Below are 17,059 nucleotides of genomic sequence, written 5' to 3'. Positions count from 1 at the left end.
TCCTCAGGTCCGGGACGGGAGCGGGCTGAGCTCAGCCGCGCTCGGTGAAGCCGATGGCCGACGCGGGGCACAGGTACGCCGCCTCGTCGAGCAGCGCGCGATGGCTCTCGTCGACCTCCGCGAGCAGCACCACGACGGTGCCGCCGTCGTCCTGGTCGAACACGTCGGGCGCGGTTCGCACGCACTGCCCGGCCCCGATGCACCGGGTGGCGTCGCCGCTGGGCAGCAGCGTTCGCGCGCCGCTCACCAGGTCACCGGCAGCTCGGCGATGCCGAAGACCAGGCCCTGGCGCATCGGGATCTGCTCCATCGGCACCGCCAGCCGCAGGGCGGGGATGCGGGTGAACAGCGCCCGCAGCGCGATCTCCACCTCGACCCGGGCCAGGTTCTGCCCGATGCACTGGTGGATGCCGAAACCGAAGGTCAGGTGGTTGCGCACGGTGCGCCGCACGTCGAGTTCGTTGGGCCGCTCGAACTGGGCCTCGTCCCGGTTGGCCCCCGGGTTGAGGAAGATCAGTCCGTCGCCGTCGGCGATGGTCAGGTCGCCCAGCTGGATGTCGGCGGTCGCGACCCGGGACAGGCCGCCGGTGATGGCCAGGAAGCGCAGCAGCTCCTCGACCGCGTTCGGCCACAGCGACGGGTCGTCGAGCAGCAGCGCCAGCTGGTCCGGGTGCTCCAGCAGGGTCAGCACGCTCAGCGCGATGGTGTTCGCCGTGGTCTCCTGCCCGGCGATCACCAGCACCAGCGCGTACTTGACCAGCTCGTCGCGGTCCAGCTCACCGGCGAGGACCTTGGCCACCAGGTCGTCGAGCAGTCCGTCGCCCGGGTCGGTCTCCTTGGCCCGCAGCAGCCGCGACAGGTAGTCGGTCAGGTCGGCCAGCGCGTCCACCACCTGCGCCGGATCGAACCGGCGGTAGGTGAGGTCCTCGAAGTACTCCCGGTCGGCGAACGGGACGCCGAGCAGCTGCGACAGCACCATCGCCACGGCGGGTTTGGTGTACTCCTCGACCAGGTCGACGACCGGTCCCTTGGCCGTGATCGCGTCGAGGCGGTCCGCGCAGATCTGCTCGATGCGCGGCCGCAGCACGCCGATCTTCTTCAGGGTGAAGCTCGGCAGGATGTCCTTGCGCTGCCGGGTGTGCTCCGGCGGGTCCGTGCGGATCAGGGCCCCGATCGCGGGCGTACGCGAACTCTGCAGCTGCGTCAGCGCCGGGATCGGCATCGGGAAGTTCGGGTGGAACCGGTCCACCGACATGTGCGGGCTGGACAGCAGCTCACGGGTCTCCAGGTGGCCCGTCACCGCCCACACCGGACGGCCGTCGAACTGGCGCACCCGCGTCACCGGCCCGATCGCCCGCAGGTCCTCGTACGCCGCAGGGGGGTGGTACGGGCACTCGCGGTTCATCGGCAGCTCGGGCAGCCCCCCGGACTCGTTCTCTTCGTTCATGGCGAATCGGCCCTCCAGGGCAGGCAGTGGGATCAGGGCGCGGGGGTGAGGAAGTGGCCGTCGACCCGGACCACCTGGCCGGTGATGTTGGAGTTCGCGGCCGAGCACAGGAACGCGATCGTGTTGGCCACGTCCTGCGCGGAGGTGGTGCGCTTGGTCGCGGCGGCGGCCGACGCGTACTGGATCAGCGACTGCGGCTGGCCGTCGGCCGGGATGAAGCCGGGCACCACCACGTTGGTGTAGATGCCGGCACGGGCCAGCTCCCGGGACATGACCTTGGTCAGGCCGTGCAGGCCCGACTTCGCGGCCGCGTACGGCGCCCGCCCCGGGAAGCCGTCCTCGGCGAACGTGGACGACACGTGCACGATGCGCCCCCAGCCCGCGGCCCGCATGTGCCCGACCACCGCCCGGCTCAGCAGGTAGGGCCCGGTGAGGTTGCTGGTCAGCGAGTCCACGAACCGCTGCGGCGGGGCCTGCTCGAACAGCTCGCCGTGCGCCGGGAACGGCGGCAGCGCCACCGCGTTGTTGACCAGGATGTGCACCGCGCCCCAGCGCCCGGCCGCGGTGTCGACCGCCGCCTGGATCGAGCCGGCGTCGGCCAGGTCCAGCCGGGTCGCGAGGGCCTCGGTGCCCGCGCGTTCGGCCTGCTCCAGCAGCTCCTTGGTGCCGTTCGGGTTGCTGTGGTAGGTGCCGAGCACGCGCGCGCCGGCGGCCGCCAGGGCCAGGGCGGTGGCGCGGCCGACGCCCGAGCTGGCACCGGTGACGACGGCCACCTTGTTCTTCAGGCCAAGGTCCATGACGTGACGCTCCGGAGGATGTGGACGGCCAAAGCTGGGCGCCCGCGGCGGAATACCGCGCCCACGGCACATCACCGGGGACGGGAATGAGATATCCGGGAGCGTAACAACGGATACCCCTATGCGCATTAGGGGATTTGTAGGGGTTGTCCTCGCGGCCGTTTCGCGGACAGCCTATTGCCATTGCTGTGTCTCAATAGACATCTCGGTGTCACGGGTTCGGCATCGCTGTTCATGGTGGGGCGGGGAGAATGACTCATACTGTTGATCCCGACGCGGGGCACGCGCACTCGATCGCAGTGGTGGGCATGTCGGTCCGGCTGCCGGGCGTCGCGTCCGGACGCGATTTCTGGCGGCTGCTGCGTAGCGGCGGACAGACCGTCACCGAGGTCCCGGCCGAGCGCTGGGATGCGGCGGCGGCGTACGATCCCGACCCGTCGTCACCCGGCCGGATGACCTCGAAATGGGGATCCTTCCTGGACGGCGTCGACCGGTTCGACGCGGCGTTCTTCCACATCTCGCCCCGCGAGGCCGCGGCGATGGACCCGCAGCAGCGCCTCGTGCTCGAACTCGGGTGGGAGGCGCTGGAGGACGCGGGCGTGCTGCCCGCCTCGGTGCGCGGCACCCGCCTGGCCGTGTTCGTCGGCTCGATCTGGGACGACTACGCCCGGCTCGTCTACCGCGACGGCGTGCCCACCGCCTCCCAGCACACCGCGCCCGGCGTGCAGCGAAGTGTTCTGTCCAGCCGGCTGTCGCACTTCCTCGGCGTGCACGGCCCCAGCCTCACCGTGGACAGCGGACAGTCCTCGTCGCTGGTCGCCGTGCACCTGGCCTGCGAGAGCCTGCGCCGGGGCGAGTCCGACACGGCCATCGCGGGCGGGGTGAACCTGAGCCTGCTGCCCGAAACCTCGATCATCTCCAGCAAGTGGGGCGGGCTGTCGCCCGACGGCCGCTGCCACACCTTCGACGCCCGCGCCAACGGCTACGTACGCGGCGAGGGCGGTGGCGCGGTGCTGCTCAAACCCCTGGCCGCGGCGCTGGCCGACGGCGACACGATCTACTGCGTCATCCGCGGCGGCGCGGTCAACAACGGCGTCGGCGAGACCCTGACCACCCCCAGCGTCGACGGGCAGCGCGCGGTGCTCCGCGACGCGTACGCCGCGGCCGGTGTCGACCCCGCCCAGGTCCAGTACGTCGAACTGCACGGCACCGGCACCCGGGTCGGCGACCCGATCGAGGCCGCCGCGCTCGGCGCGGTCCTCGGCGCGGACCGCGACCCGAGCCGGCCGCTGCTCGTCGGCTCGGTCAAGACCAACGTGGGACACCTGGAGGGCGCGGCCGGCGTGACGGGCCTGATCAAGGCCGCGCTCGCGCTGCACCACCGGAAGATCCCGGCCAGCCTCAACTACGAGACCCCGAACCCGGCGATCCCGCTCGACGAGCTGCGCCTGTCCGTCGCGCGCGAGCTGTCGGCCTGGCCCCGCCCGGACGAGGCGCTCCTGGCCGGGGTCAGCGGCTTCGGCATGGGCGGCACCAACTGCCACCTCGTGCTCAGCGAGCCGCCCGCGATCCCGGCCACTCCGACCACCGTGCACGCGCCGGTCGGCGTGTGGCCGCTGTCCGCGCGCACCGCGCCCGGCCTGCGTGATCAGGCCCGCGCGCTGGCCGAACTCGCGCCCGAGGGCGTCGCCGACGTCGGCTGGTCGCTGGCCGCCACACGCACCGCGTTCGAGCACCGCGCCGTCGTCGTCGGCTCCACCCCCGACGAGCTGCGCGCCGGGTTGGCGGCGCTGGCCGCGGGCACCCCCTCCGGGCAGGTCCACACCGGCCAATCCGTCGGCGGCAGACTCGCCGTCCTGTTCACCGGCCAGGGCGCGCAGCGGCTCGGCATGGGCCTGCAGCTGTACGCGGCGTACCCGGCGTACGCCGCCGCGTTCGACGCCGCCTGCGCCGCCCTCGACCCGCACCTGCCCCGGCCGCTGCGCTCGGTGATCGAGTCCGGCGACGGGCTCGACGACACCGGCTTCACCCAGCCCGCCCTGTTCGCCGTCGAGGTCGCGCTGTACCGCCTCGTCGAGTCCTGGGGCGTGGTGCCCGCGCTGGTGAGCGGGCACTCGATCGGCGAGATCACCGCCGCGCACGTGGCCGGGGTGCTGTCCCTGGCCGACGCCGCGACGCTCGTCGCCGCCCGCGGCCGGCTCATGCAGGCCCTGCCCGCCGGTGGCGCGATGGCCGCCGTGCAGGCGAGCGAGGACGAGGTCCGCGAGCTGCTGGCCTCCTCCGCCGGGCCGGTCGCCGTCGCCGCCGTCAACGGCCCCCGCGCCGTCGTGCTGTCCGGAGCCGAGGAGCAGGTCGAAGCCGCCTGCCACGTCCTGCACGAGCACGGCCGCAAGACCCGCCGCCTCACCGTCAGCCACGCCTTCCACTCGCCGCTGATGGACCCGATGCTCGACGGGTTCCGGGAAGTCGTGGCCGCGCTCGCGTTCGCCGCGCCGCAGATCCCGCTGGTCTCCACCGTCACCGGCGAGCTCGCCGACGCCGCGACGCTGTCCGACCCGGACTACTGGACCGGCCAGGTGCGCCAGGCCGTCAGGTTCGCCGACGCCGTCCGCACCCTGGTCGGCGAAGGAGCGGACACGCTGCTCGAATGCGGCCCCGACGGGGTGCTCGCCGCGATGGCCGCCGACTGCCTGCCCGACGGCTCCGACGCCGTCGCCGTGCCGGCCCTGCGCGCCGGGCGAGACGAGCCCGTGAGCGTGGCCACCGCGCTCGCCCGGCTGCACGTACGCGGCGTCGAACTCGACTGGGACCGGATCTATCCCGGGGCCCGCCGGGTCCCGCTGCCCACCTACGCCTTCCAACGCGAGCGCCACTGGCTCGACACCGCCACCGCACCGGTCCAGGGGCCGACGCCGACCGTCAGGCCGGGTTCCCGGTCGGTGGCGACTGCCGCGCCGAAATCGCTGGAAGGGCCGAGCGGCGCGACACATCCCGCGCGGGTGTTCACGGTCGGGGCACCGGTTCCGGCGGATGCGGTGCCGAGAGCGGTTGCTCCTGACCGCGCGGCGGTCACCGGGCTGGTCCTCGCGCACGTGGCCGCTGTCCTCGGGCACACCGACCCGGCCGCCGTCCCGCTGCGGGCTCCGTTCAAGGAACTCGGGTTCGACTCGCTCGGCGCGGTCGAGCTGCGCGACGCCCTGGCCGCCGCCGTCGGGCGGCCGCTGCCCGGCAGCCTGCTGTTCGACTACCCGACCGTCCAGACGCTGATCGACTTCCTCGCCGACGGTGCGGCAGATGCCGAACCCGGGTTCGCCGACGCCTCGGACGAGCCCGTCGCGATCGTCGGCATGGCCTGCCGGCTGCCCGGCGGCGTCACCTCCGCCGACGAACTGTGGCAGCTCGTGTACACCGGGACCGACGCGGTCTCGGAGTTCCCGCAGGGCCGGGGATGGGACCTCGACGCGCTGTTCGACCCCGACCCGGCGGCGACCGGCACGGTGCACACCCGGCAGGGCGGCTTCCTGCACGACGCCGACCGGTTCGACGCCGAGTTCTTCGGCATCTCGCCGCGCGAGGCCCTGGCGATGGACCCGCAGCAGCGGCTGCTGCTGGAGACCGCCTGGGAGACCGTCGAGCAGGCCGGCATCGACCCCACCACACTGCACGGCAACGCGGTCGGAGTGTTCGTCGGCGCGTCGCCACTGGACTACGGGCCGCGCATGCACGACGCGGCCGAGTCCGTGGAGGGTTACGTGCTCACCGGCGCGACCCCCAGCATCCTGTCCGGCCGCATCGCGTACCAGCTGGGACTGGTCGGCCCGGCGCTGACGGTGGACACCGCGTGCTCGTCGTCGCTGGTGGCGCTGCACCTCGCCGTACAGGCGGTCCGCCGCGGCGAGTGCTCGATGGCGCTGGCCGGCGGTGCGGCCGTCATGTCCACCCCCGGCATGTTCCTGGAGTTCAGCCGCCAGCGTGGGCTGTCGCCGGACGGGCGGTGCAAGGCGTTCGCGGCGGAGGCCGACGGCACGGGTTGGGCCGAGGGCGCGGGGATGCTGCTGGTGGAGCGGCTGTCGGACGCGCGGCGGCTGGGGCATCGCGTCCTGGCGGTGGTGCGGGGTTCGGCGGTGAACCAGGACGGTGCGTCGAACGGTCTGACCGCGCCGAACGGTCCTTCGCAGCAGCGGGTGATCCGGCAGGCGCTGGCCTCGGCCGGGTTGTCGTCGGCGGACGTGGATCTCGTCGAGGCGCACGGCACCGGCACGAGGCTTGGCGACCCGATCGAAGCCGAAGCGCTGCTGGCCACCTACGGGCAGGGCCGGGCTGAAGACCGCCCGGTGCGGCTGGGGTCGTTGAAGTCGAACATCGGCCACGCGCAAGCCGCCGCCGGTGTCAGTGGTGTGATCAAGGTGGTGCAGGCGCTGCGGCACGGGGTCATGCCGCGCACGCTGCACGCGTCCAACCCGTCGCCGTTCGTGGACTGGTCGGCGGGTGCGGTCGAGCTGCTGACCGAGGCGAGGCAGTGGCCTGAACTGGATCGGCCCCGCCGGGCGGCGGTGTCGTCCTTCGGGATCAGCGGCACGAACGCGCACGTCATCATCGAGCAGGCCGCGCAGGACGAGCAGCCCGCCGACGTACGTCCCGCCGGACTCCCCAGCGCCCCGATCGTCGTCAGCGGACACAGCACCGAGGCACTGCGGGCCCAGGCACTCGCCCTCCACGATCACGTCGCGGCCGGGTCGCCCGATCTCACGGACCTGGCGTGGTCGCTCGCCTTCACCCGGACGGTGTTCGAGCACCGTGCGGTGGTCGTCGGCGGGGATCGTGACGAGTTGCTGTCCGGTCTGCGGGCGGTCGCGGACGGCACCGCCGGTGGTGCGGTGGGCAGGGGCGCGCTTGCGCTGCTGTTCACGGGTCAGGGTGCGCAGCGGGCGGGCATGGGACTCGGCCTTTATGAGGCGTTTCCGGTGTATGCGGCGGCGTTCGACGAGGTGTGCGCGGTCCTTGACCCGTTGCTGGGCCGGTCGTTGTGGGACGCGGTCGCTTCTGGGGACGGTCTGGAGCAGACGGGGTTGACGCAGCCTGCGTTGTTCGCGGTGGAGGTGGCGCTGTTCCGCCTGGTGGAGTCGCTGGGTGTGACGCCGGGGTTCGTGGCGGGGCATTCGATCGGTGAGATCGCGGCTGCGCATGTGGGCGGGGTGTTGTCGCTGGCGGATGCGGCGACGTTGGTCGCGGCGCGGGGCCGGTTGATGCAGGCACTGCCGTCGGGTGGGTCGATGGTGGCGGTGCGGGCTTCGCGTGAGCAGGTCACGGCTGCGCTGGATGGGCTGAACGAGCAGCAGGCGGACCGGGTAGGCATTGCTGCGGTCAACGGCCCGGCGTCGGTGGTGATCTCCGGTGACGAGCAGGCCGTGGACGCCGTCGTGGCCGCGTTGGGCGTGAACGGGCGCAGGCTGGCGGTCAGCCATGCGTTCCACTCGCCGCTGATGGAGCCGATGCTGGCCGAGTTCGAGCAGGTCGTGTCGGGGTTGCGGTTCGAGGCTCCGACGGTGCCGTTCGTGTCCTCGGTGACCGGCGGGCTGGTGGGTGCCGATGAGCTGTCCCGGCCGGGTTACTGGGTGGATCACGTGCGGCGTCCGGTGCTGTTCGCCGACGCGGTCGACACGCTGGTCCGGGAGGGTGCGTCCACGCTGCTGGAGATCGGGCCGGACGCCGTGCTCACCGCGATGGCGGCGGAGTCCCTGCAGGCGGACACGATGGCGGTCGCCGTCCAACGGCGCGACCGCGACGAGGCACGCGAGCTGCTCACCGCGCTCGGCACCATCTTCACCCGGGGCGTCGAGGTCGACTGGCGGGCGCTGCTGGCCACGACCGGCGGCGGCCGGGTGGACCTGCCGACGTACGCCTTCCAGCGGCAGGGCTTCTGGTACACCGACAGCCGGGCGGGGTCGGGGCTCACCGCGGCGGGGCTCGGGGCCGCGCGGCACCCGCTGCTAGGCGCGAGTGTCGAGCTGGCCGCCGGTGACGGGCTCGTCGTCACGGGGCGGCTGTCCCGGCAGAGCCACGGCTGGCTGGCCGACCATGAGATCCGGGGCGCCGCGCTGCTGCCGGGCACGGCGTACGCGGAGCTGGCGCTGTGGGCGGGGGAGCAGGCCGGCTGCCCTGTCGTGCAGGAACTGACGATCGTCGCGCCGCTGGTCCTGCCCGAGCGGGGTGCGGTGCTGCTGCAGCTCGCCGTCGCGGGGCGGCCGGAGGACGAGCGGCGCGAGTTCGCCGTCTACTCCCGACCGGACGGGCCGGACCTGCCCTGGGTCCGCCACGCCGAGGGTGTGCTGATTGCCTCCTCCGACGACGTGCCGACGGTGCGCGGGGACGCCTGGCCACCTGCAGAGGCACAGGAGATCGACCTCGACGACGTGTACGACCGCCTGACCGAGCACGGCTACGGCTACGGCGACGCCTTCCAGGGCCTGCGGCGGGTATGGCGGCGCGACGGCGACGTCTTCGCCGAGGTGGCCCTGCCCGCGTCGCAGCAGCCGAACGCGGCCTCCTACCTGCTGCACCCCGCGCTGCTCGACGCCGCCCTGCACCCGCTGCTGCCCGGGGTGACCGGCGACGACCGTCCGGCCGCGCTGCCGTTCACGTTCTCCGGGGTCCGCGTGCACGCCCCCGGGGCGGGCGCGCTGCGGGTCGCGTACACCTGGACCGGCCCTGACACGGTGCGCCTGCACGCCGCCGACGCCCACGGCCTGCCCGTCGCCACCGTCGACGAGCTGCGCTGGCGTCCCGTCACCGGCGACGCGGCGGACCCGTCGCTGGGCGCGATGTACACGGTCGCGCCGGTCCCGGTCGCCACCGACCCGGCGACCGCAGCGGTAGTCACCGGCTGGGACGAGTACCTGGCCGATCCGGCCGGGGCCGCGGACACGGTGCTCTACCGGGTCACCGCCGATCAGACGGCCGATCCCGCCAGCGCAGCGAAGGCCGCCGTCGCGGACACGCTCGCCGTCGTGCAGCAGTGGACAGTCGATCCCCGCGGATTGCGGTTGGCGGTGCTGCTCGACTCCGCCGACGCGCTGCGGCTGTCGGGCGTACGCGGCCTGATCCGCACCGCCGCCACCGAGCACCCGGGCCGGTTCGCGCTGGTCGTCAGCGACGGCGACGACCTGGCGCGGCTGCCCCAGGCGCTGGCCACGGGGGAGACGGAGCTGCTGCTGACCGGGGGCGGGGTGAGCGCGCCGCGCCTGGTCCGGGCCGCGCCGGGCACCGCCCCGGCGGCCGCGCCCGACCCGGCCGGCACCGTCCTGATCACCGGCGCGAGCGGCGCGCTCGGCGGCCTGCTGGCCCGCCACCTGGCCCGCGAGCACGGCGTCCGCAACCTGCTGCTGCTCAGCCGCCGCGGCCCCGACGCCCCCGGCGCGGCCGAGCTGGCCGACGACCTGGCCGCGCTCGGTGCGCGCGCCAGCATCGCCGCCTGCGACACCGCCGACCGGGACGCGCTCGCGCGGGTGCTGGCGGGGATCGCGGCCGACGCCCCGCTGACCGCGGTGATCCACGCGGCCGGGGTGCTCGACGACGGCGTGCTCTCCGCGCTCACCCCGCAGCGGCTCGACGCGGTGCTGCGGGCCAAGGTGGACGCCGCCTGGCACCTGCACGAACTCACCCGCGACCTCGGCGTCACCCGGTTCGTGCTGTACTCCTCGATCTCCGGGCTCATCGGCGCGGCCGGGCAGGCCTCCTACGCCGCCGCGAACACGTTCCTCGACGAACTGGCCGCACAGCGCCACCACGCGGGACTGCCCGCGACCTCGCTGAGCTGGGGCCTGTGGGAGCAGTCCGGCGGCATGGCCGACGCGCTCGGCGCGGCCGACCTGGCGCGGATGGCCGCGACCGGGGTGCTGCCGCTGGCCCACGCGCCGGGTCTGGCGCTGTTCGACCAGGCCTGGCAGGACGACCGGCCGCACCTGGCGCCGCTGCGCTTCGACGCCGCCGCGCTGCGCCGGCCGGGCGTGAGCGTGCCGGGACTGCTGCGCGCCCTGGTGCCGGTGCGGGCCCGCCGGGGCCGCGACGGCGACGGGCAGGCCGTGGCCCGGCGGCTGGCCGCGCTGCCCGAGGCCGAACGCGCCCGTGCGCTCGCCGACCTGGTGCTCGGCGAGGTCGCCGCGGTGCTCGGCCGCACCGACCCGGGCTCGATCGACCCGACGCGGGCGTTCCGCGAGCTGGGCTTCGACTCGCTGACCTCGATCGAGCTGCGCAACCGGCTCGCCGCCGCGACCGGGCTGCACCTACCGACGACCCTGGTCTTCGACTACCCGTCCGCGCACGAGCTGATCGGCTACGTCGCCGGCGAGCTGTCCGGCGGCACCGCCGCGCGGCAGGCCGCGCCGACCGCCGCCGTCTCCGGCGACCCGATCGTGATCGTCGGCATGGCCTGCCGGTACCCGGGCGGGGTGGCCTCGCCCGCCGACCTGTGGCGGCTGGTCGCCGACGGCCGCGACGCGATCTCCGGCTTTCCGGTGAACCGGGGCTGGCCGGACGACATCTTCGACCCCGACCCGGAGCGCCCCGGCCGTACCTACGTGCGCGAGGGCGGCTTCCTGCACGAGGCCGACGAGTTCGACGCCGAGTTCTTCGGGATCTCCCCGCGCGAGGCGCTGGCCATGGACCCGCAGCAGCGGCTGCTGCTGGAGACCGTGTGGGAGACCTTCGAGAGCGCGGGCATCGACCCGGCGGCGGTGCGCGGCAGCCAGACCGGCGTCTTCGCCGGGCTGATGTACCACGACTACGCTCCGCCGGTGCACCAGATGCCGGAGGAGCTGGAGGGCATCCTGCTCACCGGCAACACCGGCAGCGTGCTGTCGGGCCGGCTGGCGTACCAGTTCGGCCTGGTCGGCCCCGCCGTCACCGTGGACACGGCCTGCTCGTCGTCGCTGGTGGCGCTGCACCTCGCGGTCCAGGCGCTGCGCAGCGGCGAGTGCGACCTGGCGCTGGCCGGCGGCGTGACGGTCATGTCGTCGCCGGGCACGTTCGTGGAGTTCAGCCGCCAGCGCGGCCTGTCGCCGGATGGGCGCTGCAAGGCGTTCTCGGCGCGGGCCGACGGCACCGGATGGGCCGAGGGCGTCGGCATGCTGCTGGTGGAGCGGCTGTCGGACGCGCGGCGGCGGGGACACCAGGTCCTCGCGGTGGTACGCGGCACGGCGGTCAACCAGGACGGGGCCTCCAACGGGCTCACCGCGCCCAACGGCCCCTCGCAGCAGCGGGTCATCCGGCAGGCGCTGGCCTCGGCGGGACTGTCCACCTCGGACGTCGACCTGGTCGAGGCGCACGGCACCGGGACCAGGCTCGGCGACCCGATCGAGGCCGAGGCGCTGCTGGCCACGTACGGGCAGGACCGGCCCGGGGACCGGCCGCTGCGGCTGGGGTCGCTGAAGTCGAACATCGGCCACGCCCAGGCCGCCGCCGGGGTGGGCGGTGTGATCAAGGTGGTGCAGGCGCTGCGGCACGGCGTCATGCCCGCCACCCTGCACGCCGCCGAGCCGTCGCCGTTCGTGGACTGGTCGGCGGGCGCGGTCGAACTGCTCACCGAGGCGCAGACCTGGCCCGACCTCGACCGGCCGCGCCGCGCGGCGGTGTCGTCGTTCGGCATCAGCGGCACCAACGCCCACGTCATCATCGAACAGGTCCCCGGCGCGGACCTGCCCGCCGAGCGGCCGGGTGCCGAGCCGACGGCCGGAGCCGTGCCGGCGCCGGTGCCGATCGTCCTGTCCGGGCGGACGGACCCCGCGCTGCGGGCGCAGGCGGCGCGGCTGCACGACGCGGTGCTCGCCGAGCCGGTCGCGCTGCCCGACCTCGGCTGGTCCGCGCTCACCGGCCGGGCCCGGTTCGACCAGCGGGCCGTCGTGCTCGCCGCCGACGCCGAGCAGCTCGCCGCCGGGCTGACCGCGCTCGCCGAGCAGCAGGACGATCCGCGCGTCGTCACCGGCGGCGTCCTGCCCGGCACGGACCGGGTCGTGTTCGTCTTCCCTGGCCAGGGCGCGCAGTGGGACGAGATGGCGCAGCGGCTGCTCGACGAGTCACCGGTCTTCGCCCGCAGCATCGCCGACTGCGACCGGGCCCTGTCCGCGTACGTCGACTGGTCGCTGCTGGACGTGCTGCGCGGGGTCGAGGGCGCGCCGTCGCTGGAACGCGTCGACGTGGTGCAGCCGGTGCTGTTCGCGATGATGGTGTCGCTGGCCGCGCTGTGGCGCTCGTACGGGGTGCAGCCCGCCGCCGTCATCGGGCACTCGCAGGGCGAGATCGCCGCCGCGCACGTCGCCGGGGCGCTCACCCTCGACGACGCCGCCCGGGTCGTCGCGCTGCGCAGCCAGGCCATCGGCGCGATCGCCGGGCAGGGCGGCATGATGTCGGTGCCGCTGAGCCTGCCCGCCGTGCAGGACCTGCTCGCCCCGTGGCAGCAGTCGATCTCCGTGGCGGCCGTCAACGGCCCCGCGTCGACGGTCGTCTCGGGCGAGGTCGGGCCGCTGCGGGAGCTGCACGCCCAGCTCGTCGCCGACGGCGTACGCGCCCGGTTGGTCCCCGTCGACTACGCCTCGCACTCCGCGCACGTCGAACGCATCGAGCAGCGTCTGCTGGAGCTGCTGGCCCCGGTGCGCCCGCGCACCGCGCAGGTGCCGTTCTTCTCGACGGTCACCGCGAGCCTGCTGGACACCACCGAGCTGGACGCGGGCTACTGGTATCGCAACCTGCGCCGGACGGTGCGGCTGGAGGAGTCCGTGCGCGGGCTGCTCGCCACCCGGCACCGGGTCTTCGCCGAGATGAGCCCGCACCCGGTGCTCATCGTGGGCATCGAGGAGACCGCCGAGGCGGCCGGGGAGCGCATCGTCGCCGTCGGTTCGCTGCGCCGCCAGCAGGGCGGCCTGGACCAGTTCCTCAGCAGCGTGGCGCGGCTGGACACAGCCGGTGTGCCGGTCGACTGGACACCTGCGTTCGGGACCGGCGCGCGGCGGATCGACCTGCCCGTGTACGCGTTCCAGCGGCAGCGATTCTGGCTGCGCGCGGCCATCGGCACCGGGGACATGGCCTCGGTCGGGCTGGCCGACGCCGCGCACCCGCTGCTCGGCGCGGCCGTCGAGCTGGCCGGCGGCGATGCCGTGCTGACCGGCCGGATCGGGCTGCGGGCGCAGCCGTGGCTGGCCGGGCACGCCGTGTACGACACCGCGCTGCTGCCCGGGGCCGCGTTCGCCGAACTGGCCGTGCGGGCCGGTGATCAGGTCGGCTGCCCGCACGTCGAAGATCTGACGCTCTGGTCGCCGCTGCTGCTGCCCGCGTCCGGCGGCGTGCAGGTGCAGATCACCGTCACCGGGTCCGGCGACCGCCGGGAGCTGGCCGTGCACGCGCGCCGTGACGGCGAGCAGGAGTGGACCCGCCACGCCAGCGGGGTGCTCACCCAGGCGGCCCCGGCGGCACCGGCCGGGCCGGGCGCGTGGCCGCCGCCGGGTGCGGTCGAGGTGGACCTGGACGGTGTGTACGAGCGGCTCGCCGAGCACGGATACCAGTACCAGGGCGCGTTCACCGGCCTGCGCCGGGTGTGGACCGACGGCGACGACGTGCTCGCCGAGGTCGTGCTGCCCGAGGACCACCGCGCCGACGCGGACCGGTTCACGCTGCACCCGGCCCTGCTCGACGCCGCGCTGCACCCGCTGCTGCCGGGCGTGGCGGGCGGCGGGCGGCCGCTGCTGCCGTTCGCCTGGACCGGCCTGACCGTGTACGCGGCCGGGGCCACCGAGCTGCGGGTGCGCCTGAGCATCAGCGAGGACGAGCAGGGCGCGACCGCGCGGCTGCTGCTCGCCGACACCACCGGCGCGGTCGTCGCCACCGTCGACGAGCTGACCCTGCGCCCGCTGACCCGTCAGGTGCTGACAGGTGCCGCGAACGGCGGCGCACTGTACGAACTCGACTGGATCACAGTTCCGGTGGACGAGCACGCCGCCGCGGCGTACCCGATGATTGGTCCTGATCTTCTCGGTCTGCGGCCCGCAGCCGTGCACGCGGACCTGGCGGCCCTCGGCGCGGCCCTGGACACGGGCCGGCCGGCTCCGGACGTGGTGCTGTGCTGCGCCGCCGCACCGACCCCTGGCGACATGCCCGTGGCCGTGCGCGACGCCGCCTACGGTGTGCTCGACCTGGTGCAGGCGTGGCTGGCCGATGAGCGTTTCGCCCGGTCCCGGCTGGCCGTGGTCACCCGGCGCGCGATGGCGCGGGCGGGCGAGCGCGTCGGCGACCTGCCGCACGCGGCCGTGTGGGGCCTGGTCCGCACCGCGCAGACCGAGAACCCGGACCGGTTCGTGCTCGTCGATCTCGACGACCTGCCCGGAACGCCGCGCCTGCTCACCGGTGCGCTCGCCACGGGCGAGCCGCAGCTGCTGCTGCGTGACGGCACCGCCCTCGCGCCCCGGCTCACCCGGCCGAACCCCGGCGACGTGCTGCCGGTGCCCGAGGACAGCCCCGCCTACAAGCTGATCGTCGAAGGCGGCACCCTGGAGAACCTGCGGTTCGTACCCGCGCCGGAGGTGCTGGAACCGCTGGCCGAAGGCACGGTGCGGGTCTCCGTGCGGGCCGGTGGCCTCAACTTCCGCGACGTGCTCATCGGACTGGGCATGGTCGACCAGCGCCACGCGGTGATGGGCGCGGAGGGCGCGGGTGTGGTCGTCGAGGTCGGCCCCGGCGTCACCGACCTGGCCGTCGGCGACCGGGTGACCGGCTACTTCCCTGGCGCGTTCGCGCCGCTCGCGGTCGCCGACCGGCGACTGCTGGCCCGGATGCCCGACGGCTGGGGCTTCGCACAGGCCGCGTCGGTGCCGGTGGTGTTCCTCACCGCGTACTACGGCCTGGTCGACCTGGGCCGGGTGCGGCCAGGGGAGAAGGTGCTGATCCACGCCGCGGCCGGTGGCGTCGGCATCGCCGCGGTGCAGCTCGCCCGGCACCTGGGCGCGGAGGTGTTCGGCACCGCCAGCCCCGGCAAGTGGAACACGCTGCGCGCCCTCGGCCTCGACGACGACCACATCGCCCACTCGCGCACCCTCGACTTCGGCGACCGGATCCGCGCCGTCACCGGCGGCCGGGGCGTCGACGTCGTGCTCAACTCGCTGGCCGACGAGTTCATCGACACGTCGCTGCGGTTGCTCGGCGACGGCGGCCGCTTCCTGGAGATGGGCAAGACCGACATCCGCGACACCGCGCAGGTCGAGGCCGCACACCCCGGCGTGACCTACCGGGTGTACGACCTCACCGCGCTCGCCAGCACCGAACCCGGCACCCCCGGGGCGATGCCCGAGCGGATGCGGCAGATCCTCGTCGAGGTGCTGGCCCTGTTCGAGCAGGGTGTCCTCCAGCCGCTGCCGGTGACCACCTGGGACGTCCGGCACGCCGTCGAGGCGTTCCGCTTCCTGTCCCAGGCGCGCGGCACCGGCAAGGTCGTGCTGACCGTGCCCCGGCCGCTCGACCCCGACGGCACCGTCCTGATCACCGGCGCGACCGGCACCCTCGGCGCGCTGGCCGCCCGCCACCTCGTCACCGAGTACGGCGCCCGCCGGCTGCTGCTGGTCAGCAGGCGCGGCCCCGACGCCCCCGGCGCGGCCGAGTTGCGTGACGAGCTGACCGGCCTCGGCGCGCACGTCACCGTCGCCGCCTGCGACGTCGCCGACCGCGCGGCCCTGGCCGAGCTGCTGGCCGCGATCCCCGCGGCGCACCCGCTGACCGGGGTCGTGCACACGGCGGGCGTGCTCGACGACGGTGTCGTGGCGACCATGACCCGGGAGCAGTTCGAGAACGTGCTGCGCCCCAAGGCCGACGCCGCCTGGCACCTGCACGACCTCACCCGCGCCGCCGACCTGTCCCTGTTCGTGCTGTACTCCTCCTTCGCCGGGCTGCTCGGCCAGGCCGGGCAGGCCGACTACGCCGCCGCGAACGCGTTCCTGGACGCGCTCGCCGCGCACCGCCGCGACCTCGGGCTGCCCGCGGTGTCCCTGGCCTGGGGCCTGTGGGCGCAGGCCAGCGGCATGACCGGGCACCTCGACGAGGTCGACCTGCGCCGGATGGCCCGCAGCGGCCTGCTGCCGCTGTCGAGCACCGAGGGCATGGCCGCGTTCGACGCCGCGCTCGCCCTCGGCCGGCCCGCCGCCGTGCCGACCCGCCTCGACGCGGCGGCCCTGCGCACCCAGGGGGAGAGTCTCCCGGCACTGCTGCGCGGGCTGGTCGCCGTCGCCACCCGGCGCACGGCCGCGGGCCAAGCCGCCGCGCCGGGCGGATCGCTGGCCGACCGGCTGGCCGCCCTCACCGAACCCGACCGCCGCCGCACCCTCGTCGACCTCGTACGCACCCAGGTCGCCACGGTGCTCGGCCACGCCGGACGCGACACCGTCGCCGCCGACCGGGCGCTCAAGGAACTCGGGTTCGACTCGCTGACCGCCGTCGAGCTGCGCAACCGGCTCAACGCCGCGACCGGCCTGCGGCTGCCCACCACCCTGGTCTTCGACCACCCGACCGCCGGGGAGATCGCGGCCTTCCTGCGCGAGCAGTTCACCCTCGGCGAGATCGCCGCCGACGCGGCCGTGCTCGCCGACCTGGACCGCATCGGCGCGCTGCTGCGCTCCTCGCTCGGCGAGGGCGCCGCCCCGGACCGGATCGCCGGACGCCTGCAGGAACTGCTCGCGCTCTGCGCCACCGCCGACGCCCCGCAGACCGACGACGACCTGGACGCCGCGACCGACGACGAGCTGTTCGCGCTCGTCGACCAGCTGAGCTGAGCACATCGGAGCTGA

At 74.6% G+C, this 17,059-nt stretch carries 4 protein-coding genes; 1 reads left to right on the top strand and 3 read right to left on the bottom strand.

Going from position 1 to position 17,059, the window contains the following annotated elements:
- Positions 1–31: 31 nt before the first annotated feature.
- The 3 genes from AB0B35_RS07325 to AB0B35_RS07315 are packed head-to-tail and all read right to left on the bottom strand — an operon-like array spanning position 32 to position 2,243.
- A complete protein-coding gene (locus tag AB0B35_RS07325) occupies positions 32–247 on the bottom strand; it encodes a ferredoxin (RefSeq protein WP_360526641.1) in 216 nt (71 codons plus the stop codon).
- The gene (locus tag AB0B35_RS07320; RefSeq protein WP_360526638.1) at positions 244–1,446 is read right to left on the bottom strand and encodes a cytochrome P450; all 1,203 of its coding nucleotides are present in this window, start codon (positions 1,444–1,446) and stop codon (positions 244–246) included. Before AB0B35_RS07320 ends, AB0B35_RS07325 begins: the two co-directional genes overlap by 4 nt.
- 32 nt (positions 1,447–1,478) lie before the next feature.
- The gene (locus AB0B35_RS07315; protein ID WP_360526635.1) at positions 1,479–2,243 is read right to left on the bottom strand and encodes an SDR family oxidoreductase; all 765 of its coding nucleotides are present in this window, start codon (positions 2,241–2,243) and stop codon (positions 1,479–1,481) included.
- Positions 2,244–2,494: 251 nt separating this feature from the next.
- Between AB0B35_RS07315 and AB0B35_RS07310 the strand changes: the two genes are divergently transcribed.
- On the top strand, positions 2,495–17,044 hold the full coding sequence (locus AB0B35_RS07310) for an SDR family NAD(P)-dependent oxidoreductase (RefSeq protein WP_361041889.1): 14,550 nt from the start codon (positions 2,495–2,497) through the stop codon (positions 17,042–17,044).
- Positions 17,045–17,059 lie beyond the last annotated feature (15 nt).

Origin of the sequence: Catellatospora sp. NPDC049133 (assembly GCF_040648455.1) — a bacterium.
Lineage (GTDB): Bacteria > Actinomycetota > Actinomycetes > Mycobacteriales > Micromonosporaceae > Catellatospora > Catellatospora aurea.
The sequence above is the reverse complement of the archived record's forward strand: the minus strand, read 5'-3'. Positions and strand labels throughout refer to the sequence as shown.